The 23,854-nt window shown below is 47.2% G+C and carries 29 protein-coding genes and 2 pseudogenes; 17 read left to right on the plus strand and 14 right to left on the minus strand.

Annotation, left to right across the window (positions count from 1 at the left end):
* Positions 1 to 55: 55 nt before the first annotated feature.
* Positions 56 to 535 (minus strand): hypothetical protein, encoded by a 480-nt coding sequence (locus F7B33_RS07530; protein WP_297074000.1) that lies wholly within the window; start codon positions 533 to 535, stop codon positions 56 to 58.
* Between the two features lie 130 nt (positions 536 to 665).
* On the opposite strand from F7B33_RS07530, the gene F7B33_RS07535 reads away from it, so the two are divergent.
* The 4 genes from F7B33_RS07535 to F7B33_RS07550 are packed head-to-tail and all read left to right on the plus strand — an operon-like array spanning position 666 to position 5,498.
* Entirely contained in the window at positions 666 to 1,976 is a 1,311-nt protein-coding gene (locus tag F7B33_RS07535) for a BMP family protein (protein ID WP_297063855.1), read from the plus strand.
* Between the two features lie 48 nt (positions 1,977 to 2,024).
* Positions 2,025 to 3,560 (plus strand): ABC transporter ATP-binding protein, encoded by a 1,536-nt coding sequence (locus tag F7B33_RS07540; protein ID WP_297074001.1) that lies wholly within the window; start codon positions 2,025 to 2,027, stop codon positions 3,558 to 3,560.
* Positions 3,544 to 4,590, plus strand: coding sequence for an ABC transporter permease (locus tag F7B33_RS07545; protein ID WP_297074002.1), 1,047 nt, complete (start codon positions 3,544 to 3,546; stop codon positions 4,588 to 4,590). Before F7B33_RS07540 ends, F7B33_RS07545 begins: the two co-directional genes overlap by 17 nt.
* Positions 4,587 to 5,498 carry an ABC transporter permease gene (locus F7B33_RS07550; protein ID WP_297063849.1) on the plus strand — a complete coding sequence of 304 codons (912 nt, stop codon included), beginning with the start codon at positions 4,587 to 4,589 and terminating at the stop codon, positions 5,496 to 5,498. The genes F7B33_RS07545 and F7B33_RS07550 overlap by 4 nt, the downstream gene beginning before the upstream one ends.
* A gap of 5 nt (positions 5,499 to 5,503) precedes the next feature.
* On the opposite strand, the gene F7B33_RS07555 is transcribed toward F7B33_RS07550, so the two are convergent.
* Positions 5,504 to 6,487 carry a zinc ABC transporter substrate-binding protein gene (locus tag F7B33_RS07555; protein ID WP_297074004.1) on the minus strand — a complete coding sequence of 328 codons (984 nt, stop codon included), beginning with the start codon at positions 6,485 to 6,487 and terminating at the stop codon, positions 5,504 to 5,506.
* Positions 6,488 to 6,596: 109 nt separating this feature from the next.
* On the opposite strand from F7B33_RS07555, the gene F7B33_RS07560 reads away from it, so the two are divergent.
* The 4 genes from F7B33_RS07560 (at position 6,597) to F7B33_RS07575 (ending at position 8,378) form a co-directional block, all read left to right on the plus strand.
* Complete coding sequence (locus tag F7B33_RS07560; RefSeq protein WP_297063845.1) at positions 6,597 to 6,878, plus strand: hypothetical protein; 282 nt, start codon at positions 6,597 to 6,599, stop codon at positions 6,876 to 6,878.
* The gene (locus tag F7B33_RS07565; protein ID WP_297074005.1) at positions 6,875 to 7,549 is read left to right on the plus strand and encodes a hypothetical protein; all 675 of its coding nucleotides are present in this window, start codon (positions 6,875 to 6,877) and stop codon (positions 7,547 to 7,549) included. Before F7B33_RS07560 ends, F7B33_RS07565 begins: the two co-directional genes overlap by 4 nt.
* 66 nt (positions 7,550 to 7,615) lie before the next feature.
* Complete coding sequence (locus tag F7B33_RS07570; protein ID WP_297074006.1) at positions 7,616 to 8,026, plus strand: hypothetical protein; 411 nt, start codon at positions 7,616 to 7,618, stop codon at positions 8,024 to 8,026.
* A gap of 181 nt (positions 8,027 to 8,207) precedes the next feature.
* Positions 8,208 to 8,378, plus strand: coding sequence for a hypothetical protein (locus tag F7B33_RS07575; protein WP_297063841.1), 171 nt, complete (start codon positions 8,208 to 8,210; stop codon positions 8,376 to 8,378).
* Here the strand turns inward: F7B33_RS07575 and F7B33_RS07580 are convergent.
* Both F7B33_RS07580 and F7B33_RS07585 read right to left on the minus strand, forming a co-directional pair.
* Positions 8,360 to 8,674 (minus strand): hypothetical protein, encoded by a 315-nt coding sequence (locus F7B33_RS07580; protein ID WP_297063839.1) that lies wholly within the window; start codon positions 8,672 to 8,674, stop codon positions 8,360 to 8,362. The two genes, F7B33_RS07575 and F7B33_RS07580, sit on opposite strands and share 19 nt — an antisense overlap.
* Before the next feature lie 9 nt (positions 8,675 to 8,683).
* Positions 8,684 to 9,331, minus strand: a complete 648-nt coding sequence (locus F7B33_RS07585; RefSeq protein ID WP_297063837.1) for a phosphoribosyltransferase — start codon at positions 9,329 to 9,331, stop codon at positions 8,684 to 8,686.
* Between the two features lie 141 nt (positions 9,332 to 9,472).
* Here F7B33_RS07585 and F7B33_RS07590 point away from each other — a divergent pair, with 141 nt between their 5' ends.
* Positions 9,473 to 10,264, plus strand: a complete 792-nt coding sequence (locus F7B33_RS07590) for an SDR family oxidoreductase (protein WP_297074020.1) — start codon at positions 9,473 to 9,475, stop codon at positions 10,262 to 10,264.
* Here the strand turns inward: F7B33_RS07590 and F7B33_RS07595 are convergent.
* From F7B33_RS07595 to F7B33_RS07615, 5 genes are all read right to left on the minus strand, one after another.
* Complete coding sequence (locus F7B33_RS07595) at positions 10,248 to 11,630, minus strand: hypothetical protein (protein WP_297074007.1); 1,383 nt, start codon at positions 11,628 to 11,630, stop codon at positions 10,248 to 10,250. The two genes, F7B33_RS07590 and F7B33_RS07595, sit on opposite strands and share 17 nt — an antisense overlap.
* Positions 11,608 to 12,759, minus strand: a complete 1,152-nt coding sequence (locus F7B33_RS07600) for a hypothetical protein (RefSeq protein WP_297074008.1) — start codon at positions 12,757 to 12,759, stop codon at positions 11,608 to 11,610. Before F7B33_RS07600 ends, F7B33_RS07595 begins: the two co-directional genes overlap by 23 nt.
* A gap of 28 nt (positions 12,760 to 12,787) precedes the next feature.
* Positions 12,788 to 14,557 carry a hypothetical protein gene (locus tag F7B33_RS07605; protein WP_297074009.1) on the minus strand — a complete coding sequence of 590 codons (1,770 nt, stop codon included), beginning with the start codon at positions 14,555 to 14,557 and terminating at the stop codon, positions 12,788 to 12,790.
* 292 nt (positions 14,558 to 14,849) lie between these two features.
* Positions 14,850 to 14,999, minus strand: coding sequence for a hypothetical protein (locus F7B33_RS07610; protein ID WP_297074011.1), 150 nt, complete (start codon positions 14,997 to 14,999; stop codon positions 14,850 to 14,852).
* Positions 15,000 to 15,096: 97 nt separating this feature from the next.
* Positions 15,097 to 15,309: a hypothetical protein gene (locus tag F7B33_RS07615; protein ID WP_297074012.1), complete on the minus strand. Its 213-nt coding sequence runs from the start codon at positions 15,307 to 15,309 to the stop codon at positions 15,097 to 15,099.
* A gap of 417 nt (positions 15,310 to 15,726) precedes the next feature.
* On the opposite strand from F7B33_RS07615, the gene F7B33_RS07620 reads away from it, so the two are divergent.
* Together F7B33_RS07620 and F7B33_RS10230 are read left to right on the plus strand one after the other, a co-directional pair.
* Positions 15,727 to 15,957: an antibiotic biosynthesis monooxygenase gene (locus F7B33_RS07620; protein WP_297074014.1), complete on the plus strand. Its 231-nt coding sequence runs from the start codon at positions 15,727 to 15,729 to the stop codon at positions 15,955 to 15,957.
* Between the two features lie 180 nt (positions 15,958 to 16,137).
* Positions 16,138 to 16,335, plus strand: a pseudogene (locus tag F7B33_RS10230) (hypothetical protein); the annotation flags it as partial.
* 31 nt (positions 16,336 to 16,366) lie between these two features.
* Here the strand turns inward: F7B33_RS10230 and F7B33_RS07625 are convergent.
* Both F7B33_RS07625 and F7B33_RS07630 read right to left on the minus strand, forming a co-directional pair.
* The gene (locus F7B33_RS07625; protein WP_297074015.1) at positions 16,367 to 16,564 is read right to left on the minus strand and encodes a hypothetical protein; all 198 of its coding nucleotides are present in this window, start codon (positions 16,562 to 16,564) and stop codon (positions 16,367 to 16,369) included.
* Between the two features lie 32 nt (positions 16,565 to 16,596).
* A complete protein-coding gene (locus tag F7B33_RS07630) occupies positions 16,597 to 17,019 on the minus strand; it encodes a PPC domain-containing DNA-binding protein (RefSeq protein WP_297074016.1) in 423 nt (140 codons plus the stop codon).
* Between the two features lie 54 nt (positions 17,020 to 17,073).
* On the opposite strand from F7B33_RS07630, the gene F7B33_RS07635 reads away from it, so the two are divergent.
* On the plus strand, positions 17,074 to 17,586 hold the full coding sequence (locus F7B33_RS07635; protein ID WP_297074018.1) for a hypothetical protein: 513 nt from the start codon (positions 17,074 to 17,076) through the stop codon (positions 17,584 to 17,586).
* Positions 17,587 to 17,595: 9 nt separating this feature from the next.
* Here the strand turns inward: F7B33_RS07635 and F7B33_RS07640 are convergent, their stop codons facing one another.
* Positions 17,596 to 18,051, minus strand: a complete 456-nt coding sequence (locus tag F7B33_RS07640; protein ID WP_297074019.1) for a 6-carboxytetrahydropterin synthase — start codon at positions 18,049 to 18,051, stop codon at positions 17,596 to 17,598.
* A gap of 75 nt (positions 18,052 to 18,126) precedes the next feature.
* On the opposite strand from F7B33_RS07640, the gene F7B33_RS07645 reads away from it, so the two are divergent.
* Complete coding sequence (locus F7B33_RS07645) at positions 18,127 to 18,477, plus strand: DUF134 domain-containing protein (protein WP_297062214.1); 351 nt, start codon at positions 18,127 to 18,129, stop codon at positions 18,475 to 18,477.
* A gap of 1,142 nt (positions 18,478 to 19,619) precedes the next feature.
* On the opposite strand, the gene purB is transcribed toward F7B33_RS07645, so the two are convergent.
* Positions 19,620 to 20,963, minus strand: coding sequence for an adenylosuccinate lyase (purB, locus tag F7B33_RS07650; protein ID WP_297074021.1), 1,344 nt, complete (start codon positions 20,961 to 20,963; stop codon positions 19,620 to 19,622).
* 195 nt (positions 20,964 to 21,158) lie between these two features.
* Here purB and albA point away from each other — a divergent pair, with 195 nt between their 5' ends.
* From albA to F7B33_RS07665, 3 genes are all read left to right on the plus strand, one after another.
* On the plus strand, positions 21,159 to 21,434 hold the full coding sequence (gene albA, locus F7B33_RS07655) for a DNA-binding protein Alba (RefSeq protein ID WP_013467275.1): 276 nt from the start codon (positions 21,159 to 21,161) through the stop codon (positions 21,432 to 21,434).
* Between the two features lie 69 nt (positions 21,435 to 21,503).
* Positions 21,504 to 22,067, plus strand: coding sequence for a winged helix-turn-helix domain-containing protein (locus F7B33_RS07660; RefSeq protein WP_366927527.1), 564 nt, complete (start codon positions 21,504 to 21,506; stop codon positions 22,065 to 22,067).
* A gap of 37 nt (positions 22,068 to 22,104) precedes the next feature.
* Complete coding sequence (locus tag F7B33_RS07665; protein ID WP_297062300.1) at positions 22,105 to 22,629, plus strand: CBS domain-containing protein; 525 nt, start codon at positions 22,105 to 22,107, stop codon at positions 22,627 to 22,629.
* On the opposite strand, the gene F7B33_RS07670 is transcribed toward F7B33_RS07665, so the two are convergent.
* Entirely contained in the window at positions 22,619 to 23,155 is a 537-nt protein-coding gene (locus F7B33_RS07670) for an NTPase (protein ID WP_297074023.1), read from the minus strand. The two genes, F7B33_RS07665 and F7B33_RS07670, sit on opposite strands and share 11 nt — an antisense overlap.
* A gap of 55 nt (positions 23,156 to 23,210) precedes the next feature.
* Here F7B33_RS07670 and F7B33_RS07675 point away from each other — a divergent pair.
* Positions 23,211 to 23,854: pseudogene (locus F7B33_RS07675) on the plus strand (S-methyl-5-thioribose-1-phosphate isomerase); the annotation flags it as partial.

Genomic DNA, 23,854 nt, shown 5'->3' on the forward strand with positions numbered 1-23,854 from the left:
CCCGGAGAAGAGAGGGAGAAGGCATATAAAAAGCCCTCGGCGATAGCTGGTGTCATCACCACTCAGACCCGAAGCCACTCGTCATCGGGTGCCTTATGTAGGTCTTCCTCTCAACAACCCGACCGTTTTCGAGCTTATAAACGTTCAAAATCTCTACCCCTACAGTTTCTCTCCTGTAGGCTATGAGATAGTCAAGGTAGTTCCTGAGTCTGTACCTGACTATCGAATCTCCAACGTAGCGCTCCTCGTAGAGCAGGACAAGCTTTCCCTCTTCGCGTTTGAGTCCAAGCCAGTGGAGAAGCTTCTCCCGCTCGACACCTCTTCTGGCCAGTGGATTTACGATGAGATAAACCGGAAAGTCCGCCCGGAAGGGATTTCCAACGTAGACTTCACCCCCAACTGAGAAAGGAAGCCCTTCAGCTAGGGCCTTCCCCTTCCGCTTTACCCACGACTGGAGGTAAATCCTAGCTATCTTCTTACTCCCACCTGAGACCATCACAATGCCTGAGTCAAGGTTGAGTATCTCCCTCAGCATACGCTTCCTTTTAACTTTTGTGTCCGGGTTAAATTATTTTCGTCCGTTTGGATACAGGTGGACACCGCAAAGTATTTATCGGAGCCCTGATGAATAAACCTTTACAAAATAACATGAGGTGTGTTAGGCTATGCGAAAGCTATTCGGTTTGTTGTTGGTGGGCCTTATGGCCCTTAGCGTCGTGGCCAGCGGCTGTATCAGCGGTGGTGGAACTTCGACAGGAACTGCAACCAACGTGCCCACAAAGATAAACATCCTCTACACCTACACCGGTTCCTTCGGTGACCCCGCTAAGGGTAAGCAGGCCGCGCAGGCCCAGCTTCAGCAGGGTGCCTGGGTCATCTACCAGGTCGCAGGCGGAACTGGTCTCGGTGTCTTCGAGGCTGTCGGCGACTACTTGAAGGCTCACAACAAGAAGATGGGCCCACCGTTTGCAATAGGCGTTGACTCTGCCCAGGACTGGATTAAGCCCGGTGTTATAATAGCGAGCATGATGAAGCGCGTTGACGTCGGTGTTTACAACGCCGTCAAGCAGGCTGAGGAGAATCAGTTCAGAGGCGGTGTTGTCGAGCTCGGCCTTAAGGAGGGCGGCGTTAAGCTCTCAACGATAGAGGACGTTAAAGCAATGTTCGACTCCCTCCCGCCCGATGTAAGGGAGAAGAAGCTCAAAGACCTCGGATTTGAGAACGAGGACCAGCTCATCCAGTTCCTCGAGCAGACCAGGAAGGAGGTTCCGGACTGGATTTGGCAGGCGGTTGACCAGCTCCAGAAGCAGATAATCAACGGCCAGATAATCGTCCCGAAGGCGACCTCCAAGGACCAGATTGAGCTCCTCAGGAAAGCCCAGAACTGGACTGTTATGGAGCAGTACGCCAAGGAGTGGGCCGCCAAGGAGCCAAAGCCAGAAACCTACTTCAACAAGACCCTCAACGAGAGGAAGAACACCAAGAAGATAGCCATCGTCTACGACGTCGGCGGCAGGGGTGACCTGAGCTTCAACGACATGGCCTACATGGGCGCCGAGAGGGCCGTTAAGGAGTTCGGCCTTCAGCTCACCGAGATTCAGAGCAACAGCGAGAACGACTACCTCCCGAACCTCAGGAGCCTCGCCAAGACCGGGGAGTACGATATAATAATTGCCGTCGGATTTATGATGACCAACGCTGTCAAGCAGGTCGCCAAGGAGTATCCAAAGCAGAGGTTCGTCCTCATTGACGGTTACGACCCCAACATGCCACACAACGTCCAGATGGTCCTCTTCAAGGAGAACGAGGGTTCAGCCCTTGCAGGCGCTCTCGCGGCCCTTATAGCACTCAACGACCACAAGGACACAATAGGCATCGTCCTCGGTATGGAGATTCCGGTTCTCTATAAGTTTGAGGGTGGCTATCGCTTCGGTGCCTACTGGGCCCTCGACTACTACAAGAACCACAAGCAGTGATTTTTCTTCTCCTTTTGTTTTCCTTTTGAGTTTTGGAGGTGATTGAAAATGGAGGAGCAAACTCCAGTGCTCGAGATGAGAGACATTGTTAAGGTTTATCCTGACGGCACAAAGGCCCTCAAAGGGGTCACCATCAAAGTTTACGAGGGCGAAATACTCGGCCTTCTCGGCGAGAACGGTGCCGGAAAAACAACCCTCATGAAAATCCTCTTCGGAATGCTCAAACCGACAAAGGGCAAAATCTTTCTTAGGGGAAAGGAAGTTCGCTTTAAGAGTCCAGCCGATGCTATAGCGAATGGCATTGGAATGGTACACCAGCATTTCACCCTCGTTGAGGTCTTCAACGCCCTTGAGAACATCATTCTCGGAATGGAAGGTCATGGCTTGCTCTCGAAGATTGACGTTGAAAGTGCGAGAAAGAAGCTCCAGAAGCTCATGGGCGAGCTGAACTTTCAGGTTCCGCTGGACGTTCCAGTTGAAAACCTTCCCGTCGGAATCCAGCAGAGAATTGAAATTTTAAAGATGCTATATCGTGATGTTAATATTCTGATTCTCGACGAACCTACGGCGGTTCTTACCCCAATAGAGGTCAGGGAACTCTTTGCAGTCTTGAAAAAGCTCAAAGAACAGGGAAAGACGATAATCTTCATCAGTCACAAGCTCAACGAAGTTATGGAGATAACGGACAGAGTTACGGTCATAAGGAAAGGAGAAGTCGTCGGAACCGTCAAGACTAGCGAGGCAACACCCCAACTCCTCGCGAGGATGATGGTGGGAAGGGACGTCGTTCTTAGAATTGAAAAGCCCCCAAAAGAGCCGGGGGATGTTGTGTTTAGAGTTGAGAATCTCTGGGTGAAAGGGGACAGGGGCGAGGAAGCCGTTAGGGGACTTACCTTTGAGGTTCACGCTGGAGAGATTTTTGGTATAGCCGGTGTTGAGGGCAACGGTCAGAGCGAGCTGATAGAAGCCATAGCAGGATTGAGAAAGATAGAAAAAGGCAAGGTTTACCTCAAGGACGTTGACATCACCGGCAAAAAACCCAGAGAGCTCTACGACATGGGAATGGCCCACATTCCAGAGGATAGAACCCACATGGGATTAATTCTAGAAATGACAGTAACTGAGAACTCCATCCTTGGAATGCACTGGAGGAAGGAGTTCTCGAAAGGTTTTCTACTCGACTGGAATAGGGCAGAAGAACACGCGAAAAGACTAATTGAGGAGTTTGAAGTCAGCGCTCCGGGAACCAAGGCACCCGTTAAAAGCCTGAGCGGCGGAAACCAGCAGAAGCTCATCGTCGCTAGGGAAGTCAGCAAAAGGCCGGAGTTCATAATAGCGGCACAGCCAACGCGTGGTGTTGACGTTGCCTCGACGGAGTACATAAGAAACTACTTAGTTAAGCTGAGAAACGAGGACAAAGCAGTTCTTCTTGTCTCTGCGGACCTCGATGAGGTTCTCCAGCTCAGTGACAGAATGGCCATAATGTACGAAGGCCAGTTCATGGGCATAGTGAAACCCAATGAAGTTACTGAAGAACAGATTGGACTCATGATGGGAGGTGTTAAAGTTGAGCTTCAAAAATGAGCTCAGAGGATACGCAAAGCCCGTCGCTGAAAGCGTTCTAGCCATACTCATCGGCGCGTTTGCTGGAGCCCTCGTCCTCTGGTTCAGTGGCTATAGTGCAGGTTCCGCTTATTACTGGCTTATAAAAGGTTCACTGGGCTCAATAGATGGCATTGCGGAAACGCTGAGCAAATCGGCCCCGCTAATCCTAACGGCGATAACTTTCGCGATAGGGGCTAGAACCGGACTCTTCAACATCGGTGCCGAGGGAACCGTTTACTTCGGTGCGATAGCGGCGATAATCGTTACCCAGCACCTTCAGAACCCGATAGCGGGCCTCCTCGCGGGCCTTCTCATTGGGGCTCTGTGGGCCCTTCCAGCGGCGGTTCTTAAGGTCTACCGTGGGGTTCACGAAGTTATATCAACGATAATGTTCAACTGGATTGCATTCTTCCTCGTCAGCTGGCTGGCCGTCAGCGTTTACTACAACCCAAAGGACCCCAACAGTACACTTCCAGTTCCTTCCTCAGCCAGACTCCCGCTTCTCGTAAAAAACACCAGCCTTTCGTGGGCGTTTATAATCGCGATAATAACCGCGGTGATTGTCTTTATAGTGATGTGGCACACTAAACTCGGTTATGAACTCAGAACCAGTGGTCAGAACCCAAGGGCGGCGGAATATGGTGGAATAAATCCCAGGCGCTCAGCAATCTGGTCCTTTGTCATTGGAGGAATGACTGCGGGATTAGCTGGTGCGGGGATAGTGATGGGCACGCCCCCGAGCTACGCCATAACTCAGGGACTGGCCAACGTCTACGGCTACGGTTTCGACGGAATAGGTGTTTCCCTCGTCGGAAGGAATCATCCCCTCGGCATAATTTTTGCTGGGATACTCTTCGGAGCGCTAAGTGCGGGAGCGACGGCAATGCAACAGTACGCCCATGTTCCCCTTGAGATGGTCAAGGTCATTGAGGGTATCATAATCATAGCCGTTGCTGTTCCTGGTCTGCTCGACATATTCACAAAGCTCTTCAGGAGGGGGAAGGCATGAACGAGACAATGGTAATCAGCCTTCTCCTAGGGTCACTCGCGGCGATGGTTCCGATAGCCCTGACGAGTATAGGGGCAGTGATAAGCGAGAGGGCCGGTGTCGTCAACATAGGCTACGAGGGAATTCTGATGTTCGGAGCGTTCTTCGGGGCAATCTTTGCAGAGTTAGCCGGCAACGGCTGGATTGGCCTTCTTGGTGGTGCCTTTATTGGGCTCCTCTTTGGTGTCCTCCACGGTGTCTTGACGGTTTACCTGAAGGGCGACCACGTGATTCCCGGTATAGGTATTAACCTCCTCGGCTACGGTGGGGTGGCCTTTGGAATAAGGGCCTACTGGGGAACTGCCGGCCAGCACCAAGTTCCAAGTAACGCCCAGATTAGCCCGCTGTGGATGGACGCCTTCGGAAACTCCCTGAGCCCCCTAGTGCCAATAACGATAGTGGTCGCGATAATAGCCTGGTGGGTACTGTTCAAGACGCCATTCGGGCTGAGAATAAGGGCTGTCGGTGAGAACCCCGAAGCGGCCGATGCCCTCGGAATAAACGTCGAGCTTTACCGCTTCACTGCAGTTTTAATAGCAAGCGCGTTGGCAGGTGTTGCAGGAGCTTACCTCAGCGTTGACTGGCTGGGAACTGTGACAAAGACTATAGCCGCTGGAAGGGGTTTCATAGCGTTAGCTAACATGGTATTCAGTGGCTGGAATCCACTGATAGCCCTCGGAGGAGCGTTCCTCTTTGGATTCTTCGACAACTTCGCCATCTACATCCAGAACAACCCATGGCTTGCAGGAACGATACCCTGGCAGTTCATAGCGACCTTGCCATATGTAGTGACGCTGATAGTAGTTGCGGGGATAATAGGGAGAGCCAGGCCACCAAAGTGGGACGGAAGGCCCTACAAGCGCGAGTGATTCTTTCATTTTTTCAATATCACCCCAAGGGCGGTCCCCAGAACAACACCCGTAACAAGGGCGAGAAGAGCGTAGGTAACTGAAGTATTTTCACTTTTTTCCGGCTTTTCCACATTCTTTGAGGTCGATATTGCCCTGAGTATCGAAGCGGTGTTCTTTACCAGCCATTCAGTGTAGTTTCCGGAGTTCCAGAAGACCGTTATCTCCGCCAAGGGCTTTCCGCTCTTTTGGGCAAGTTCAATAGAGGCTTTTTTAAGCTGTTCCGGGCTGTCGGAGCCGTAGACTATAAGCGAGCTCTTCTCTGCCGTCGGGACGAGCTGGTCAACTCCTATCGCCGGGACCTCTTCCTCAGGTTTTATGGACGATATAGCCTTTATCCCGAGCCAATCAAGGGCGTACTCATCGGGAGGCATCTGAATTACAGCGGTGGCGTTTTTTGGTGCGAGGGACTTGTAGGCCTCAACTATTGCCAGAACCCTCTCCCTGAACTTTTCGAAGTCCCTTTGATAAGTCTGCGCGTTCGCCGGGTCAACTTCAATCAGCGCTTTTTCGGTTGCTTCTGCTATGGCTATGGCGTTGTATGGGTCGAGCCAGACGCCGTGTGGGTTGTCCTTGTTGTGATACCAGTATTCCGTTGCATAGTGAAAGCCGTATTTCATGTAGTCATCCACGAAGAGGACCTTCCCTGTTATCGTTCTTTCTTTTTCAAGCTCGGCAATCCTTTTCTCAACCGGCAGGTGTCCGCCCGTGGTCACTATAACCTCTGCCCGGGACAACAACTCGACCTGCTTCGCGGTCAGCTGATAGTCATGGGGGTCAACACCCGGAGGAACTATAACTTCGACGTTTACGCCCGGGAACGCCTCCTGAACTATTGAGGCTATCGGGGCTATTGTAGTAACAACTGTAACGCTTTTTTCTGCCAAGACGCCGTTCGCTGGAACGAGGCCAAGCATCAGCAGGGCAATTATTATCAACACCTTCCTCATCTTAGGTCACCCTAATTCTTCTCGATGTTCGCCTTTTAAACCTCCCCCGCAACCCTTATAACCCATTCCATTTACTACTACTGGGTAGAGTCATAAAAAGATTCCTCGCATGGGTAATCTGGCGATTTTTGCGACGTCACTTGGAGCCCCCGGAACGGCTGCACTCAGGGTAACTCCCAACGTCAGCGTTGAAATAAACCCAAATGCCGAACTGCTTGGAATAGTCTACTACCTCGCCTTTGGAAACGACACCTTCGTCATAAACAGGGAAAGCTATCTGGCCGATGTCGAGGAGCACTTCGAAAAGTTCAGAGACTCAAGGGCGGTGTTACTCCTGAAGATATACATGTCTCAGGCGAGAAACGTTCCCGAAAGGGACTACTGCTTATGAACCTTGAGTACTACCTTTTGCTCTGCTCTAATCCCCCCGAGATTGAACCCTTAACGCAACTCAACTACCCGTGGTTTGAGGACACTTTTCTCCCAGCCCTCAGGGAGTTCGCGAGAGAAACTAATTTCACATCCTTTTACAGGGCCCATGAGAACTACTACGCTGGAGACCTGAGGATTTATGAAAATGCCCTCAGAACACTTCCTCCCGATGAGTTCATGGGCAGAAGCGCTGGGGTTCACGACGTTACCTACGAGCTCCTTCATCCATATCTCGTCGCAGTCCACGGCCACAGCTTCAGCCCTAAAATCAACGGCACGGAAATCTGGGGTGCCGGTGAGATGCTTCCCCTCGTGAGGAGAACTCCCCAGAGAACCCTCTGGAGCTATAAAACGGCGAGAGACACCATGTTCGGCCTGCCCCTCAACGGGGACTACGTCGTGGGCGAAAACCTAAACGAGCTCCTTTACCTCGGCTTCGTCTACCACGAGCTCGGACATGACGTCACTGTCCCGGAAATCTACTCGTACCCGAACCTGACCAGCCTTACCTACTTCGTCGACGCAATTAGGGAAGACATGCCCTACCTCAGCAGGTATGACATGCACTTCTGGAGCAGAACTGGAATGCTCTACGAGGGCTTGCCGACGCCTGGGAGAACTACGCGATAAGTCACGTAAACGAGAACTACACCCTCCCGGCAATCAACATGCAGAAGGCCTGGGGTGAGTTCTGGGTTGAGTGGCTCCTCAACAGAACGGCCTACTATTCAAAGCCTGAGCAGGAAAACTGGAAAGCCCTTCTCAGACTACGTCTGGAAAATCCTCGACGAGATGAGGAAATTTGCGTCACCAGAAAACGTCAGCGAGGTTTATTCGAGGGAAGTTCCGGTTACGCCCCTGAGGGCCTTCGACAGGGGGGCTGAACTCGGCAGGGTTGTGGTCGTCTACGGAACGGCCAATCCCGACCCGAGCGGGACAGAGAAGGACAGAGAAACTGCTAAAAGAATAGCGGAGAACCTTGAGAAGTTCTACTCCCAGTGGACGTCGCCGGTAAATGTCGTTGTGAAACCGGACGTGAACGTTACGGAGTCCGACCTCGGGGAGTTATCGTACTCGTCGGTGGCCCGGTCTCGAACCGGCTTGTAAATGAACTCGACGAAAAGTTTCCTCTCCGATTTGAGAAGGTCAATGGAGAGTGGGTTTTAACCCACGCTAGGAACGTCACGAGCTTCCTCCTCCTTGGGGAGAACAGCACATTGAAAAAACTTACGGAAACGTTACCGTCGCCGTTGGAAGCCTGAAGAACGTTTCCGGGACGAGCGTTTTAATGGCCATCAGGAATCCATACAACGAGGACAACTACCTAGTCTGGGTTGCTGGCGAGAACAGGAACCTGACGGCACTCTTCGAGAACCCGACCTACTACCTCAGCAGTTACGAGATATGGAGTAAAGAAGGGATAGAGCTGGGGTTCTACGTTCAGCCGGTTTCTTCCTGACTTCTTCCTTTCCTTTCCCCGAGGTTATCGCTCTTTATGTGGGGCTTACCGATGGCTATCGTGAAGCCCTTGAAGGAGTCGTCCTTCCTGTTGAACTCTATCGCTAGAGGGAGGCCGTTGTCCTCGTTGAAGACTATTCGAACGATTCTCGCCCGAGAGTGGTCATTGAGGTAGTCCTCTTTCAAACTTTCGTAGTTGTTGATGATGTTGTCTATACTCTCGCTGTGCATGTCGTAGATTTCCCGCGCATAGACGCTGTGGTTCCTGATTTCCTGAACTTTCTTTTTCCTGTCCATTCAAACACCTCAGGCTTTGCGCCATTTCCCGTCGCGGAACTTAAAAACTTTCCTCCTCTCCGCAATTCTGAGGGCCTCCTCGAGCTTTCCCTTTGGCACGTCCATACCATGGAGTTCCCTGAAGAGCTCGACTATTTCGTCGGTAGAAACCGCTTCCTTCTCCTCAAGGATGTTGTTTACCAGGTTAATCATGTCCTCGACGAAGTTCCAGGGAAAGACTATCCAAGCCCAGTCTATCTCCTCACCGAAGTAGTCCGGCTTAAAGCGCGAGCCCTTGATTGTGAGTAGCGTCGCGGTTCTTATCTCATCAGGTTTTTGGTTCTCCACGTAGTTCTTCGCGAGGGTTAGGCTTTCACCGGTGTCGCTGATATCATCGACAATGAGAACCCTCTTGCCCTCCAGATTATAGTTGCTACCGTACTTAAGCCTGGCCTTGCCGTCCGGTGTTGCAGTAACGCCCCAGTGCTCGACCTTGAGGCTCACCAGGTCCTTAACGCCAAGATAGTCGCAGTAGAGCCTTGCCGGAACCCATCCACCGCGGGCGAGGCCGACTATAACGTCCGGCCTCCATCCATCCTCCAGAACCTTCCAGGCCCCTTCCTTAGCCCATCTTTCAATGTCCACCCAAGAAGCGAGATACGCCGGAAACTTCTTCATTGGATTTCCCTTGAATATGCAAAACTGACCTTTTATTTAAGGTTTTTGGCGGGAATTTTGACTTCCTCCTGTTAAACCCAATGTCAAACGTCCGCCCCAAAGGTTTTTTATTTCATGACCGAATTACTAAGGGTGGCCCGGATGATTGGGATAGACCTCTCTGGAAAGCTGGCCTTCACAACTGCATCAAGCAAGGGCATAGGCTTCGGCGTAGCCAGGGTTCTCGCAAAGGCTGGTGCAGACGTAATTCTGCTCTCTAGGAACGAGGAAAACCTGAGAAAGGCGAGGGAGAAGATAAAGGCTGAGAGCGACGTTGAGGTTCACTACATAGTCGCCGACCTTACAAAGCGCAAAGACCTTGAGAGAACGGTGAGAGAGCTCAAAAACATAGGTGAGCCGGATATCTTTTTCTTCTCCACCGGCGGGCCAAAGCCCGGTTACTTCATGGAGATGGACATGGAGGACTGGGAAGGGGCTGTTAAGTTACTCCTTTACCCCGCGGTCTACCTGACAAAGGCCCTCGTTCCGGCCATGGAGAGAAAGGGCTTTGGCAGGATAATATACTCCACGAGCGTGGCCATAAAGGAGCCTATTCCGAACATAGCCCTCAGCAACGTCGTCAGGATTTCGATGGCCGGCCTCGTTAGAACGCTCGCCAAGGAGCTCGGACCAAAGGGGATAACCGTTAACGGAATAATGCCGGGCATAATAAGAACCGACAGGATGATACAGCTGGCCAAGGACAGGGCCGAAAGGGAAGGGAAGACCGTTGAGAAAGCCCTTGAGGATTACGCGAAGCCGATACCCCTCGGGAGGCTTGGCGAGCCTGAGGAGATAGGCTACCTCGTGGCATTCCTCGCGAGCGAGCTGGGAAGCTACATAAACGGCGCCATGATTCCGGTTGACGGTGGAAGGCTTAACTCGGTGTTCTAAAGTTTTGCCGAACTTTTGCTTTTGTTTCGGGATTTTGTTCTTCCTTGTAATAAATTTTATATTTTATTTCAATCCACGATTTAACTGAGTCTGGATACAAGATATCTTTTCTAAGAGACGAGATATAACCTGCTTTTTCCATTTTTTGGTCTTTAAGTATTCCTTCTATCATATTTATTTCATCTTTCCAGTCACTATCTTTCTCAATAATAAGAGGGATTTTTATAAACTCATGAAATGCGTACAAAAAGACTCTACTTTCCCTTACTTCTGTTGCCTTATTCTTCTTATTTTCACATACACACTTGACATTTCTACATATTACCTCATATGTTGTGCCAAGAAGGTGTAAAAATACTAAAATCACTGAGGTATCGTCTTTTTCTTCATTCCCCTTGCCCAGTAGTACAATTGAATACAGAGAAGTAATGACACCCGTTAAATACTCACTAAGTTTCTTATGTAACTTGCTTTCCCCAAGAGATATATCAATCCAGAGATTGTTTTTCATGATCTCTAGGGATTTCTTTAAAATCCTATTAATGCTAAGGTAATACACAACTATTTCCATAACAACTATTACTGCTATCGAGGATATCATATCTGAATATGATATATCCACTGATCCTATTAACGACATATTTTCTCCAAGATTTGCAAGAACGACTAAAGTAGTCTCTGACAAGTACGAGATTGAAATTATCCAGAATATAGTAACTGCGAAAAATTCTATTATACTCCATAAATATTTAGATATCGGTTTGTCGTTATTCCTAATTAGGCCTAGGTATTTCAAAAGACTGACTATAGGATAAATAATCCCCCCTTCAAATAGCAGCCATCTATGAAATTCTCTTGAAAAGATGGGCAGTGTGACATTATAAAATATAATCAAACTCCCAAAATCCAAAATTCCTCTTTCTTTGAACATTAGAAATGCGAGAAGAAATATTGCATAGCTCATAATCGTTATAAATACCAGTGGAAGAAAAAGCGAGAAAATTTTATAGAGTGCAAGAATGCTGGTTACAAACATTATCACTAGGGTAAACTTAACAATTTTCCTTGTATGCCCAATTATTGGAATAAAAAATAATCTGGAGAACAAAAAATAGCCCAAGAAAATACAAGGCAGATAAATTAAAGATGGAGCAATGGAAAAACTGGAAACAAATGACTTAATAAATGATTGACACTTTGGATATATAAGCAAAATAATGAAACTATATGGCACAATAGCCCCGTACAAATTTAAAACTGAAAAAATATTGCGTGGGATCTTAGCACTGTCCCTAGTAATACCCCCTAACATTTTCTCTACATATGACTGAGATGATGAGTTATTATTCATTTTCATTATGAGCACCCCCGCCCCTTGAGAGTTCTACTACTGGCTTGAAACTGCGGACGATGTAACATGGGTAATACTCGCAGGTGTGAGTCCATTTTAATAAATATAGCCTTTTGACACTATCTCCATTTTGATCCGAGGAGAGATAATAAAGCGCTTCTGTTCTGCCGTTTTCCCTATTTTTTTGTTTCCAATTCTCGATAATATTATTTAAATATCTAGTGAGATTAAATTTAAACTTCTCAGCTTTGTTAAGATCATGATAATGAATAGTAATTACCACCGCATTTATTGGAATGTCACCATAGTCATTTTTATTTTGAGTGCCTGTATATTCTCCTATGCCAATCAGTTCAAGTAAGGTATTTTCCGTGGTGTAACATCCGTGATCTCTAATGTACATTATATCCTTAACAGTTAACATATCTATGCTACTTTGATTGATTTCAGGTGAATTCTCCAATCGTGATAAGGGGCATGTTCCCATCTTAGGGCACTTAACTTCACTAGAGTTATCAATTTTATACGGAGCTGAGGAGACGGGCCTTTCTACATCATCATAGGCCACAGCCAGATACCTATTTATAAAGCCCCTTTTATTAGATGGTATTGTCACATTTTCGATTTTTAGAAGATTTATAAGCCCTATAATAGCTTTAAGTGTATTTTCCCTATCAAGGCATGCAGTGATCTCCATGACACTGAGGATATTATCATCATCCTTACTCTTTTTTTCTATGGAGTTTTCATCTGCTGTCCTTTCGGTTTTTTGGTCGTTAGTTCTTTCCACACTCTTTTCTTTTTTGTTCTCTATTTTTAGCTCAATGATAGCGTGGAATCTAGCCCTCGGACGAAGAGAGACTAAGCGATTTGTTGGCGAATCAAATATTGTAGCTTCTGAGTATCCAAACCGCTCACAAGTCTCAACGGTGATATACTTTATATCTAGATACACCTGTGACTTATCATCTATATTTGCTTGGGACTTAAATTTTATTTTCTGACTGCCCTCTTTATCTTTATGATTACTTAAAACTTTTGTTAATATCTCCCCTAATTTTCGAGTTCTTTCGTTATCTTCAACACTAATTCCATTCTCAAAATAATCAAGAAGTGAGTATAAAGTTCCCGGTTTGTCTTTCACGCACGCAACTAAGCGGAACTTCACATATTTACCCGACAAGGTTTGAAACCCCCTCTCTAATAGTTTTATATGGCTGGAAAAGATGAAGCCTCATGAGGTTAATATCATTGGCTTTTGCACTTTCGAGCAATCTCTCAAACTCGTGCTGAAAGAAGTAAGGTGCAATAATCCAGTAGTTTTTATTATTTGAATTCCCATACAATGCTGACAATGCTTTAAAAAGCTCAATGCATGATGCTTCAGTAGATCCCTCCTTGCCAATCACTACGAATATTGGAACTATATCTTCATTTTCTGATTTTAGTTTATTAAGAAGATGAGTCAGTGTTCTAAACAAAAGCTCAGGAGAGACGTTTACTGTAAGCACCTTTTTAAACTCTCCTCTATTGTGTTGTTCATGTCTAATTGGCAAATAGAACTCATACAACCTTTCTCTGATAAAAGAATCACCACTTTCTTGTCTTAGGGAGCATAGTATGTTATCAGGCACTATTAATGCAGGATCTTGGTGTTTTCTTCGTTTTTTTCTTAGACAAGATAATTTATTAGAGTTTTCAATAATAAATGGGTCGTGAGTTAAAACAACAACATTATGTAAGTACTCATTATCGTCATCCTCAATTAGAGACCTAATCAAAGGTTCTCGTTGTAGCTTGTCCCATGCTTTCAATGAATAATATAATTCTGGTCCACTACCTATAAAAAAGATAACATATTTGTTTTCCGTTTGAGCAATATTGGCAATAGCTGCATAAATTCTCCTCATCAAAAGGTTACTAAGCTCTGATGGAGGATAAAATCTTAAAACCTTTCCCTCAAGTTCCCTTTGAGAAACTTCAGAGTAAGATGTCGAATTTGACGCTCGAACAACAACAAACGAAGATGAATGTTTCTGAAGTAGATAATTTTCAATTTCTTTATCCCCAAATGTTTGTATAATAGCCTTAGATTTTTCTAAATTCAGTAGATTCCAAACATTATCACTTCTTAGGTTCGAACTCAGGATAGGCACATAAATTCGTTCACCCCATATGGGGATGATTTCCTCAAGGCCGACAGTCCCTAACTGGGGATTTTCGGTCTTGTAGTCCCATTTATGATGCTCTTTGTCAACAATTATAAGGTAAGGGAAAAATCTTCTAAGATTTAACCTCTCCCCGTCATAAAGCCAAAACCATTTTACCTTTTTTTGTTCCTCTTTTATCTCCTCATCCGATTTTGAGAGATACAAGAGATGGAGCAATCTCTCTGAAATACTTTTACCAACATTTCCATACCCTCCGATGACAATGTGATCTTTTAATGTCAATATCTCAGGAATTAACGTCTGGAATACCTTCTCTATATGGGCTAGAGGATAGCTCTCCATAGATTTTAGAGTATTGTCCAATAAAGCTAGCAAAAGGCCAAATGAAAAAAGGAAAGTTGATACTATAAGATCCCGAGAGGATATTTTAAAAAGGAGCAAAGTACCTATAAGTAGTAACGGAGAAGAGAAGATAAAGAGCAATATATTGTAGGGAAAATAAACCTTAGAAATCTCGAGTAGCTCTAAAATAGGAGTACCAAAGAGATGCTTGTACTTAACCCATTTAATCAGAAAAACTGTAAAAAGAGAGAGACCCCAGACAATTGAATATAGAGTTATGAATATATTATTTGTGAAGACTATGTTATGTTCCAAATAATAAACGCTAATAAAACTTGCCCACCCAATCCCCACCTCAACAAATACATACATCACTGGCAAAAGAATGTCAAGTTTTGTATAAGCTACAACAATGAATATAAACAACACTAACCCACCTAGTATAATGACAAATTCCAAAAAAGTCCCTCCTTGGGATCATTTCAATATGACCATGCCGTGATTGATGTCTTCTTTCCGACCTAGTCCACTATTGATCTTGCCGTGGATCCAATCGTTGATCCACACTACCATAGGGATCCAGACGAGCACAGAGATTAGCGAGATCACAGCGTCCATATATCATCCCCCATGGGAATTTACTTTCCTTTTTATTTATCAGGCTAACTTAAACATTTCCCTATTTCACCCAAGTGGTTATAAATCTTGTGGTAACTTGTCATTAAATTCTTTTTTGGGTATGGAATATCTTTTCATAGGCCCGCTTTATTCTGTCGTAGTCGCTTTTTGTAAACGTGCACTCCTTCACACAGACCAAACAGCCGAAGGTTCTTGAGAAGGTCACGGCGCACTTTTTGTAGTCCACGTGCACCTCTGCCCAATTCTCAAGGATTTTTAAGGCTTTAGATAGATTGCCTGAGCCAGGCAGGCCTAACACAGACGTTGAAGTGGTCGGAGAAGTCCGGGATTCACCCGTGTTCTTTCGCCCCGTCGTCTGTGTAAGGGAACTTAAGGTCGGTATAAACCGCGGTGATCCTCACGCTCGGTCCATGCTCGGGGGTTATCAGAAGTACGTGCTTTCCTATGTGTCCTAAACCCGCTTTCTGGGCTAGTAAGAGGAAATTCGTGCTCTCTCCCACTGCCAAGTCCGGCTGAGCATTATACCCCTCTCCCCCAGCCATCCCGCCATCTTGTAGGCCCCTCTGGTGAGGGTATAATAGGTTCTCCACACCTCTATACCCGCCCTAACGCCTGGGCTTTGAGATTTCGCTCTTCCTCATCTCGCCTATCAACACGATGGCGTTTTCAAAGAGCACGGCCCTGTCAAGACGATGAGCATCTTGAGGATGTGAACTCCGTGTTTCCCGTATAACGCGACCACCTCCGACACGAGCCGGCCCTCTGAAGAGTCCGGTGAGTTCTCAAAAACAGGCTTTACGTCTGCGAATTTTTCTCACGTCCAGAAAGACCGTGTAGACGAACCTTCTGGCGAGCTTTGCCTTGAGGCTCCAGAGTTCACCTCAACACTGAGGAATATTGTCAGGGTCTTAAAAGGACAACCTTTTATAGTCTGTTACAAACCCCTCTGAGGTGATATCATGCCGATTATGAGGCTCTGGCACGGTCGCGTTCCGAGGGAGAAGGGCGACGCCTATGAGAGATTTCTCATCGAGAAGGCCGTTCCCGACTACAGCTCGGTTGATGGACTTTTAAAGCTCTACTTCACGAGAAGGGACGTGAAAAACGAAATCCACTTCCTCTTGGTTACCATCTGGGACTCGTGGGAGGTCATCAAAAAGTTCGCCGGCGAGAACCCCGAGCTGGCCTAGTACTATCCCGAAGACGATGAATTCCTCCTCGAAAAGGAGAAGTACGTCCAGCACTACGAGACCTTCTACGAGGAATAGACACAACTCTTTTCTATCCCTCCAGCTTTATCCCGAGTGGTAGCGATGAGAAAGGGGCCAGCTAGCGGAAATTGGAGCGGGGATTTTCCTGAACCGCTCCTGATGGCACCTCACGGAAAACGCGATAAGCGACCTCAGAAGGCTTGGCCTCAATCCCAACTGGGTCCTCAATACCGCCTTACACTCTCGACGGTTTTGGCGATTTACTACGCGATTGGTCTTCTGGCAGAAATTCGGAATTCTGTTGAGCGAGCAGGCGTTGTCATCTTCATCGTTGGCCTTGGCTTCCTCGCGCTAATCGGCATCTTCCCGGAGGAAATTCACCACACTACTACGTCAGCTGGGGCTTCTTCGTTGTTTCAAGCGTCGGATTTCTTATTGCCGGAATTGGAATGGGTCTATCTGAGGAGAGAGACTTGGCAGTATTCAGCATCGTGCTCTTCATCACCGGCTGGATTATGGCAACGTGGGCAAGGAACCACTTTGAGGGGGTTGCACCCGCCGAGTTCGTAGGGGTCTTCGGCATCATTGCATGGCACTACACATTAATATGGAAAAGGTTCACAAAGGTTCTTCGTCCCAGAGACTGAGGTTGTTCCCCCTCTCCTTCCTTACCAGCGGCTCCCCAACGAGCTCCTGGACGTAGAGCTCCGCAACAAAGACCTCCCCCTTCATGAGGTGCCCGCCAAAGACGTTGCCGTTCGCGTTTCCAAGGGTAACGTGCAGGTGTGCAAAGGGTTTCCCATCCTTGATGCTGACATTGCCTAGGAGTGTCAGCAGTTCAAACGTCCCAAAGAGCTCGATTCTCTTGTAGGCTTTAATCTCCTCGGAATAATACCCAACCACCGGGTTTCTGAGTGAGCCAATGCCCTTAACTATAGCGGTTTTTATCCCGTTCTTTTCGGCGAAACCGTTCACAAAGTCGAGCAGGTCAACCCCCTCAGGGGCTCTTAAAAGAAAGACCCTACCCGGTTCAAACTCCATGTTTCCACCCCAAAGCTAATAAGAGCGCAACAATTTAACGCTTTGGGTGGTTCGATGGAGGTTAAAGGGGCGATTATGGCAATACTTCCCGAGCTTGAGGAACTCGGCGAGGTTGACTTCGAGCAATACTCCCCACCGTATCCGAACCTCCTGAAAGCATTCCTTGAGAGCGGGAAAAAAGGTCTCCCTGAGTTTGAAAGGTTTGCCGAAAGTACCGTGGGAAAAGATGCTGTTGGACGGGTTCTCCTCTCACTACTTCAGTATCTCCTAATCAGGTACCGCCGCTTTGAGGATTACAGCGTTGTGAAGCCGACGATAAAAGTTTTCCTAACACTTAAGGGCTGGCTCATCGAGAACGGCCTTGGAAAGGACTGGAACAGAGTTTTGGGATCCTTCATTGGCTATCTCGTTAGCATGTTGCCCCTTATCGCCGAACACGAGGACAAAGACATAGCCCTCGCATACACAAAGCTTATGGAGAACCTCACAAGGGAAGCCTCAGAGAAGTTTGATGAAGATTATTATTACGAACTCCTTGAGAGAGTCAACGAATTGAAAAAAAGATAATGGAAAAAACTAACGCTCAAGAATGACCTCAGCGTAGCTCCTCGGGTCCTCCCAAACTTTGACCAGGATTTTTTTCACGTTTTCTCCTGCCTTCTCGACTATCCTCTCCGCGAACCACTCTGCTATGTATTCTGCTGTCACATTGGGCTTGTCTAGGATTACGACTTCATCTTCGGGGAGCTCTATCTTCTTGCCGTTCTTCTCGACTATAACCCTGTCCCCGCTTTTCCGGACAATCCACCCCTCGCTGACTAGAATCCGGTGGTCGAGGAGCTTCACGAGGTTGCTAAGGTGGTTGAAGTCGAATATCATGCCGTTCTCGTTCAGTTCACCCCATATCTCCACGTCAACGTTGTAGGTGTGGCCGTGTATCCTGAGGCATTTGCTCTCGTATGGCAGGGCAAGAAAGTGCGAACTATCGAAGTCTTTGTGCCAGCCTATCTTCCTCTCCACCAGCCTGAACATACTCTCACCCTTTGCCGTTTTCCCGTTAAGGTTATAACCCTAACTGGACAAATTGGGGCAAAAGGAGGACTGGAAATGCCTATGGGAGGACCCGGATGGAGACGCGGAAGGGGAAGGAGACGAAAGATGAGAATGATTGGCTTCATTCCTCAGGTCAGGCACTTCTATCCTGCACTCCCTCCGATTACTCAGCCAAAACCCCCGATATTTATGACGTATGAGGAGTTTGAAGCCCTAAGGCTCGTTGATTACGAGGGCCTAACCCAGGAGGAGGCAGGAAAAAGAATGGGTGTTTCTAGGGGCACCGTTTGGAGGGCTTTGAATTCGGCCCGAAAGAAGGTTGCCCAGATGCTCGTTGAGGGGAGGGAGCTGATAATCCTTCCTCAGGGAAATGAGGTCCCAAGGGGACCTGGAGAAGATAGATAACTGTTCGAATTCAGGAATTCTAAATAGAGGGGGGTCTTCTTGGGGATTAAAAGGGATATAATTGAAGTTTTATTTTTAGGTTATCCTAATTCCGTGCTGGATTTATCTCTCAGATTTTTGGGTGAGTTTTTACTTGTATAAGATATAGTTAATTTAATATATGATATTGTTAAAATTGAACTTCAAATATAGTTTGTTTTATAAATTTTTATGAATAATAAAACAAAATTACAAATAAAAATAAAAATACTAAATAAATAAGTAAAAATTCTGAAAAATATACTAGATTGTAAAGTAAACCCTCGTCAAAATGAGTACAAACATCCACTAAGACCCCCTAGAGAGTTGCAACAGTGATGAAGTGAGTTGAGGGGATTATTGTGGATAGAAACACACTGTTAATACTGTTTTCATGATTATTCGAACGGGGGCTAATTATCGCTCTATGCACGTATGAAACGTCCCCAGATAACACAAGGGAGAGTTAGCATCAATGAAAAAACCAACTAAAAACTGGCCAATCTAAACCTCAAGCAGGAAGTTAAGTTTTTATTCTTATTAGGTTCTCATACTTCTCATAATTGTTAATGCACATTTTAAGTCATTAATTTGAGATATAAGATACATTATATCTAATTTTTAAGTATAAAGTTGTTCATTATAAGGCGCCTTATTAAAACTAAGTTGAAGCTATTAGGGATTTGGAATAAAAGTCCGGCCAATATATATTAGCGCCGTTAAGTGCATGCCCCACAAATTTACCTGTAAACGTGACTTTCCACACGACTAACTACGATAAATTGTAATAGAAAAAATCGAGATTTATATGGGCTTAATTTAGGTATATTTGTCAGTTTGGCCCACAGAGGTATATTACTAACATTCCACGAATCTCTCCAATATTCTTATTTAAGATAGTAGATTTTTTGAGTTTTATAAAATTTTTTATAATTGCACATTTTAAATAACAAAAAGTTTTAGTTTAGTTTTAAAAATTAAATAAAATATAAAATTAGACTTAGTTTAACAAAAACTAAAATTTAGAAATATAATTTTTATGAAAAATAGGCTTATAAATTAATACTATAAATAATAAATACTCTCTCAAAAATCAAGAGAGTTGGTAATAAAAACTGAAAAAATCAGAGAGAACACTCGCGGACATAGCGAAGCACGTTGTCCACTATCTCAGGAGCGACACCAATATAATCCTCCGGCTTCAGGGAGGCCAAATCTTTCTCGCTTAAGTACCTTCTAACTTCCTTACTCTCTCTAACGACCTCAAGGAAGTCCCTTCCTTCCCTAAACGCCTTCATTGCAAGCTGTCTAACGAGCTCATGTGCCTCCTGTCTCCCCATACCCTTCTCAGCAAGCTTGAGCATCAGCGGTTCGGCCATTATGAGATTCCTCGTAAGATAGAGATTCCTTTTTATATTCTCAGGGAAGAACTCCAACCCTTTAAGAACCTCGATAGTAACCCTGAACATCTCATCGAGCAGGACAAAGCTCTCGGGGAGAATAACCCTCTCAACCGAAGAGTTCGTTAAATCCCTCTCGTGCCACAGAGGATTGTTGAGCAAAGCGGGGACAACGTTGGAGTAGATAACCCTTGCCAGACCGCACACCTTCTCGGTTCTTACAGGATTCCTCTTGTGGGGCATCGTTGACGAGCCAACCTGCTTCTCGCCGAAGGGTTCACTCACCTCGAGGATTTCCGTCCTCTGGAGGTTCCTAATCTCAAGGCCTATCTTGTCGAGCGTTGACGCAACCAACGCCAGAAACGTCACTAGCTCCGCGTAGAGGTCTCTCGAGACGAGCTGGTTCGTAATCAGGGCTGGCTTTAACCCAAGGTCCTCCATGACGAGTCTCTCAAGCTCAAGTGCTCTCTCTCCAAAGGACGCGGCGGTTCCAACTGCCCCTCTCATCTTGCCTATGAGAACCCGCTTTTTAATCTCCTCCAATCTTTCGAGGTGCCTCTGAACCTCATCGAGCCAGAGGGCGAACTTCATGCCATAAGTTGTCGGAACCGCGTGCTGGCCGTGTGTTCTACCGATGCAGACGGTGTATTTATGCTCTTCAGCGAGCCCCATCAAAACGTTGCGGAGCTCCTTCAAATATCCTTCAATCAACCCAAGACTCTCCTTTATAAGGAGCGCGTTGGCGGTGTCTATTATGTCGTTAGAAGTCGCTCCGATGTGAACGTACTTGCCATGCTCGCCGCAGACCTCACTTAAAGCTTTGACAACTGCCATTATATCGTGTTGTATCTCGGCCTCTATCTCCTTCACCCTCTCGAGCTTTACCCACTTCGTGTTGGCCCTCTCAGATATAACGCGGGCGCTCTCCTCAGGTATGTTGCCGAGTTTTGCGTGTGCCCTCGCCAGAGCCGCCTCAACGTCAAGGAGCTTCTGAAGCTTGTTCTCCTCGTCCCAGATGCGCCTCATCTCTTCGCTCCCGTACCGGTAGTCAATCGGATGAACCGCCACGTTAATCACCATTTTTCTGATTATTTTAGATGTTAAAACGTTTTCTTTTAACATTTTAACGTTAATTTTTGGAGTTTGAATGGGCGATTTTGAGGCCGGTTCGACCATTAAGGAGGAAGATTGCAATAAGAACCGAAAAGTATTTAACCCCATCCCGGCGATAGCCTAACGACAAAACTTCCGGAGGTGCCAGAAATGGCTGAGGAGCACGTCGTCTACATCGGAAAGAAGCCGGTTATGAACTACGTCCTGGCCGTTATCACCCAATTCAATGAGGGTGCCAAGGAGGTTAGCATCAAGGCTCGCGGTAGGGCCATCAGCAGGGCCGTTGACGTCGCCGAGATCGTCAGAAACAGGTTCCTCCCCGAGGTCAGGGTCAAGGAAATCAAGATAGGCACCGAGGAGCTTCCGACCGCTGACGGTAGGACTGCCAACACCTCGACCATCGAGATTATCCTCGAGAAGCCGTGAATTTGATTCCTTTCCTTTTCCTTCGGGTTTATTGGCAAAGCTTAATAGCATTAATACTTAAATCTTCTGGTGGCTCCCTTGAAGTACGATACGCTAGACGTTACCGATGAAAGGGTCAAGGAACTGGCTCAGGTTCTTGCAAACGATAAAGCTATGACGATTCTAAGGCTTCTCCACGAGCGGGAGCTCTCGATAAGTGAAATTTCAAACGAACTGAAAATGCCGATGTCAACGGTTTCGTATCACCTTGACAAGCTCCTCCGTGTTGGCCTTGTGGAGGTTTCCGGGAAGAAGTACGGGAAGAGACTGCAGGAGGTGAAGCTCTACCGGGCATCAAGCCGACCGATTCTTCTACTACCAAGACCGACCAAACGGGAGAAAACTTCAACCTTTGATAGGTTAAGGGTAATAACCCTCTCCATTGCAACGGGACTTTCGCTACTCGTTTACTGGCTCTTCAGAGAACACTACACGGGCTCAAGGACCCAAACTGAAACAATAAGAGTTTTCTCACTCTCAAATGAGACCGCAAGTCGCTCGTATCCCTCTGGAAGTCACATCCCGATAATTTTGGCCATAGTGACCTTTGCCCTAGTGGTTTCCCTTGGGTGGTTCGTTAAGAAACGTTTTTAAGAAACTCAAACCAACCCCCGCTGTGAGGTGAGCACCAATGATGACCGTGGGACAGGTGGTCAAGAGAAAGGCAGTGATTGTTAAACCGGACGACACCATAGAGAGAGTCGCAAAGATACTCTCAAGGCATAAGGTCGGAAGCGCCGTTGTTGTGGAAAACGAGGAAATCGTTGGGGTTATAACCGACAGGGACATCCTCGACAAGGTCGTCGCCAAGGGACGCGACCCTAAAACCGTCAAGGTCCGCGAAGTTATGACCAGAAACCCAATAACCATAGAGGACGACTACGACATAAGCGATGCGATAGACAAGATGATGGAGAAGGGAATAAGAAGGCTCCTCGTCACGAGGCTTGGAAAGCCCTTGGGCTTCGTTACAGCCGCAGACCTTCTCGCGGCGTTGAACGCTATGAACAGCGAGGAAGAGGAGGAAGAAGTCGAAGAGACAGAGGTTTATGGAATCTGCGAGCTCTGCGGTCAGTACGGACCCCTATACAAGGTCTACATCGAGGGACAGGAAAGATGGATTTGTGAAAGTTGTAAGGACAGCCTTAACCTCTAGCCTTTAGTTCCCTCATAATTTCATCGAGGATTATTCCGAACTCTCTGTTTCTGTTCTCGAAGCTCAGAACGTGGAGTCTCCCAAGGGGTCTAAACTTCTCCGTCATTTTCCTATGGACAACCGCTAAGAGGGGCTTTTCCGATTTCAAAACCTCTCCAACGGCCTTGATGAACTCGTCGCTCTTGTACTCCATCGGGCCAATTTCGTCGATGATTATCAGGTCGGCCTCAACTAACGCGCGCCTTATCGCCGAAACACCGACCCGCTCAAGCTCATCAAGGTGGATGATGTATTTTCCAAAGGGAACTCCGGGCAGATGGGATGTTCCGCGGAGGCTCGCCAAGGTTCCCTCTTCGCCGGTGTCGAGGGCGGTGATTCTGAACCCAACGCGCTTTCCACCCCTGCGTACTTCCCGCGTTATCATGCCACCGACGATGTAACCCCAGCGCTCAACTTCTCTTGCGACCCTCTCGACGAGCGTTGTCTTTCCAACCCCTGCCGGGCCGGTTACGAAAACCCTGACCATTTTTATCACCGAAGGAGCTTTAAGTTGATGCCTTAAACCCTTTGGGGTGGTCGCTGTGGAGGTAAGGTATAAGCCGGAGGAACTCACGAAACTCCCCAGAAGCGTTCGCTACGAGAGGGGAAAGGTCATCATGATTGACCAGACTCTTTTGCCAAGGGAATTCAAGACGATTGAGCTGAGAACCGTTGAGGAGGTTGCCGAAGCCATCGTTACAATGAAGGTCCGAGGTGCACCAGCGATTGGAGCCTCTGCCGCCTTTGGTTTGGTGCTCTACGCAGACACGACGAAGGCTAAAACGAAGGACGAATTCATGGACGGCTTTTATTCCGCTTACGACAGGCTCAAGAACACGAGACCCACAGCGGTGAATCTCTTCTGGGCGCTCAACAGGATTAGGAAGCTTGTAGAGGAGAACCTTGAGAGTCCTCTGGAGGAGATAAAGAGGCTCATCGTGAGCGAGGCCCAAAAGATTGCCGACGAGGACGTTGAGGCGAACCTCAGGATGGGCCATTACGGCGCCGAAGTTTTGCCAGAGGGAAACGTTTTGACCCACTGCAACGCCGGAAGCCTTGCAACGGTCCAGCTCGGGACTGTTGGCGCTGTGCTGAGGGTAATGCACAAGGACGAAACGCTGAAGCTCCTCTGGGTGGACGAGACGAGACCCGTTCTCCAGGGCGCCCGGTTAAGCGCGTGGGAGTA

This window comes from Thermococcus sp., assembly GCF_015523185.1.
Classification (GTDB): Archaea; Methanobacteriota_B; Thermococci; order Thermococcales; family Thermococcaceae; genus Thermococcus.

Excerpts from the sequence above, each read along its gene's own strand:
- F7B33_RS07530 (WP_297074000.1), bottom strand. The coding sequence starts at position 535 with ATGCTGAGGGAGATACTCAACCTTGACTCAGGCATTGTGATGGTCTCA.
- F7B33_RS07535 (WP_297063855.1), top strand. The coding sequence starts at position 666 with ATGCGAAAGCTATTCGGTTTGTTGTTGGTGGGCCTTATGGCCCTTAGC.
- F7B33_RS07540 (WP_297074001.1), top strand. The coding sequence starts at position 2,025 with ATGGAGGAGCAAACTCCAGTGCTCGAGATGAGAGACATTGTTAAGGTT.
- F7B33_RS07550 (WP_297063849.1), top strand. The coding sequence starts at position 4,587 with ATGAACGAGACAATGGTAATCAGCCTTCTCCTAGGGTCACTCGCGGCG.
- F7B33_RS07555 (WP_297074004.1), bottom strand. The coding sequence starts at position 6,487 with ATGAGGAAGGTGTTGATAATAATTGCCCTGCTGATGCTTGGCCTCGTT.
- F7B33_RS07560 (WP_297063845.1), top strand. The coding sequence starts at position 6,597 with ATGGGTAATCTGGCGATTTTTGCGACGTCACTTGGAGCCCCCGGAACG.
- F7B33_RS07565 (WP_297074005.1), top strand. The coding sequence starts at position 6,875 with ATGAACCTTGAGTACTACCTTTTGCTCTGCTCTAATCCCCCCGAGATT.
- F7B33_RS07575 (WP_297063841.1), top strand. The coding sequence starts at position 8,208 with ATGGCCATCAGGAATCCATACAACGAGGACAACTACCTAGTCTGGGTT.
- F7B33_RS07580 (WP_297063839.1), bottom strand. The coding sequence starts at position 8,674 with ATGGACAGGAAAAAGAAAGTTCAGGAAATCAGGAACCACAGCGTCTAT.
- F7B33_RS07585 (WP_297063837.1), bottom strand. The coding sequence starts at position 9,331 with ATGAAGAAGTTTCCGGCGTATCTCGCTTCTTGGGTGGACATTGAAAGA.
- F7B33_RS07590 (WP_297074020.1), top strand. The coding sequence starts at position 9,473 with ATGATTGGGATAGACCTCTCTGGAAAGCTGGCCTTCACAACTGCATCA.
- F7B33_RS07615 (WP_297074012.1), bottom strand. The coding sequence starts at position 15,309 with ATGGCTGGGGGAGAGGGGTATAATGCTCAGCCGGACTTGGCAGTGGGA.
- F7B33_RS07620 (WP_297074014.1), top strand. The coding sequence starts at position 15,727 with ATGCCGATTATGAGGCTCTGGCACGGTCGCGTTCCGAGGGAGAAGGGC.
- F7B33_RS07625 (WP_297074015.1), bottom strand. The coding sequence starts at position 16,564 with ATGATGCCGAAGACCCCTACGAACTCGGCGGGTGCAACCCCCTCAAAG.
- F7B33_RS07630 (WP_297074016.1), bottom strand. The coding sequence starts at position 17,019 with ATGGAGTTTGAACCGGGTAGGGTCTTTCTTTTAAGAGCCCCTGAGGGG.
- F7B33_RS07635 (WP_297074018.1), top strand. The coding sequence starts at position 17,074 with ATGGAGGTTAAAGGGGCGATTATGGCAATACTTCCCGAGCTTGAGGAA.
- F7B33_RS07640 (WP_297074019.1), bottom strand. The coding sequence starts at position 18,051 with ATGTTCAGGCTGGTGGAGAGGAAGATAGGCTGGCACAAAGACTTCGAT.
- F7B33_RS07645 (WP_297062214.1), top strand. The coding sequence starts at position 18,127 with ATGCCTATGGGAGGACCCGGATGGAGACGCGGAAGGGGAAGGAGACGA.
- albA (WP_013467275.1), top strand. The coding sequence starts at position 21,159 with ATGGCTGAGGAGCACGTCGTCTACATCGGAAAGAAGCCGGTTATGAAC.
- F7B33_RS07665 (WP_297062300.1), top strand. The coding sequence starts at position 22,105 with ATGATGACCGTGGGACAGGTGGTCAAGAGAAAGGCAGTGATTGTTAAA.
- F7B33_RS07670 (WP_297074023.1), bottom strand. The coding sequence starts at position 23,155 with ATGGTCAGGGTTTTCGTAACCGGCCCGGCAGGGGTTGGAAAGACAACG.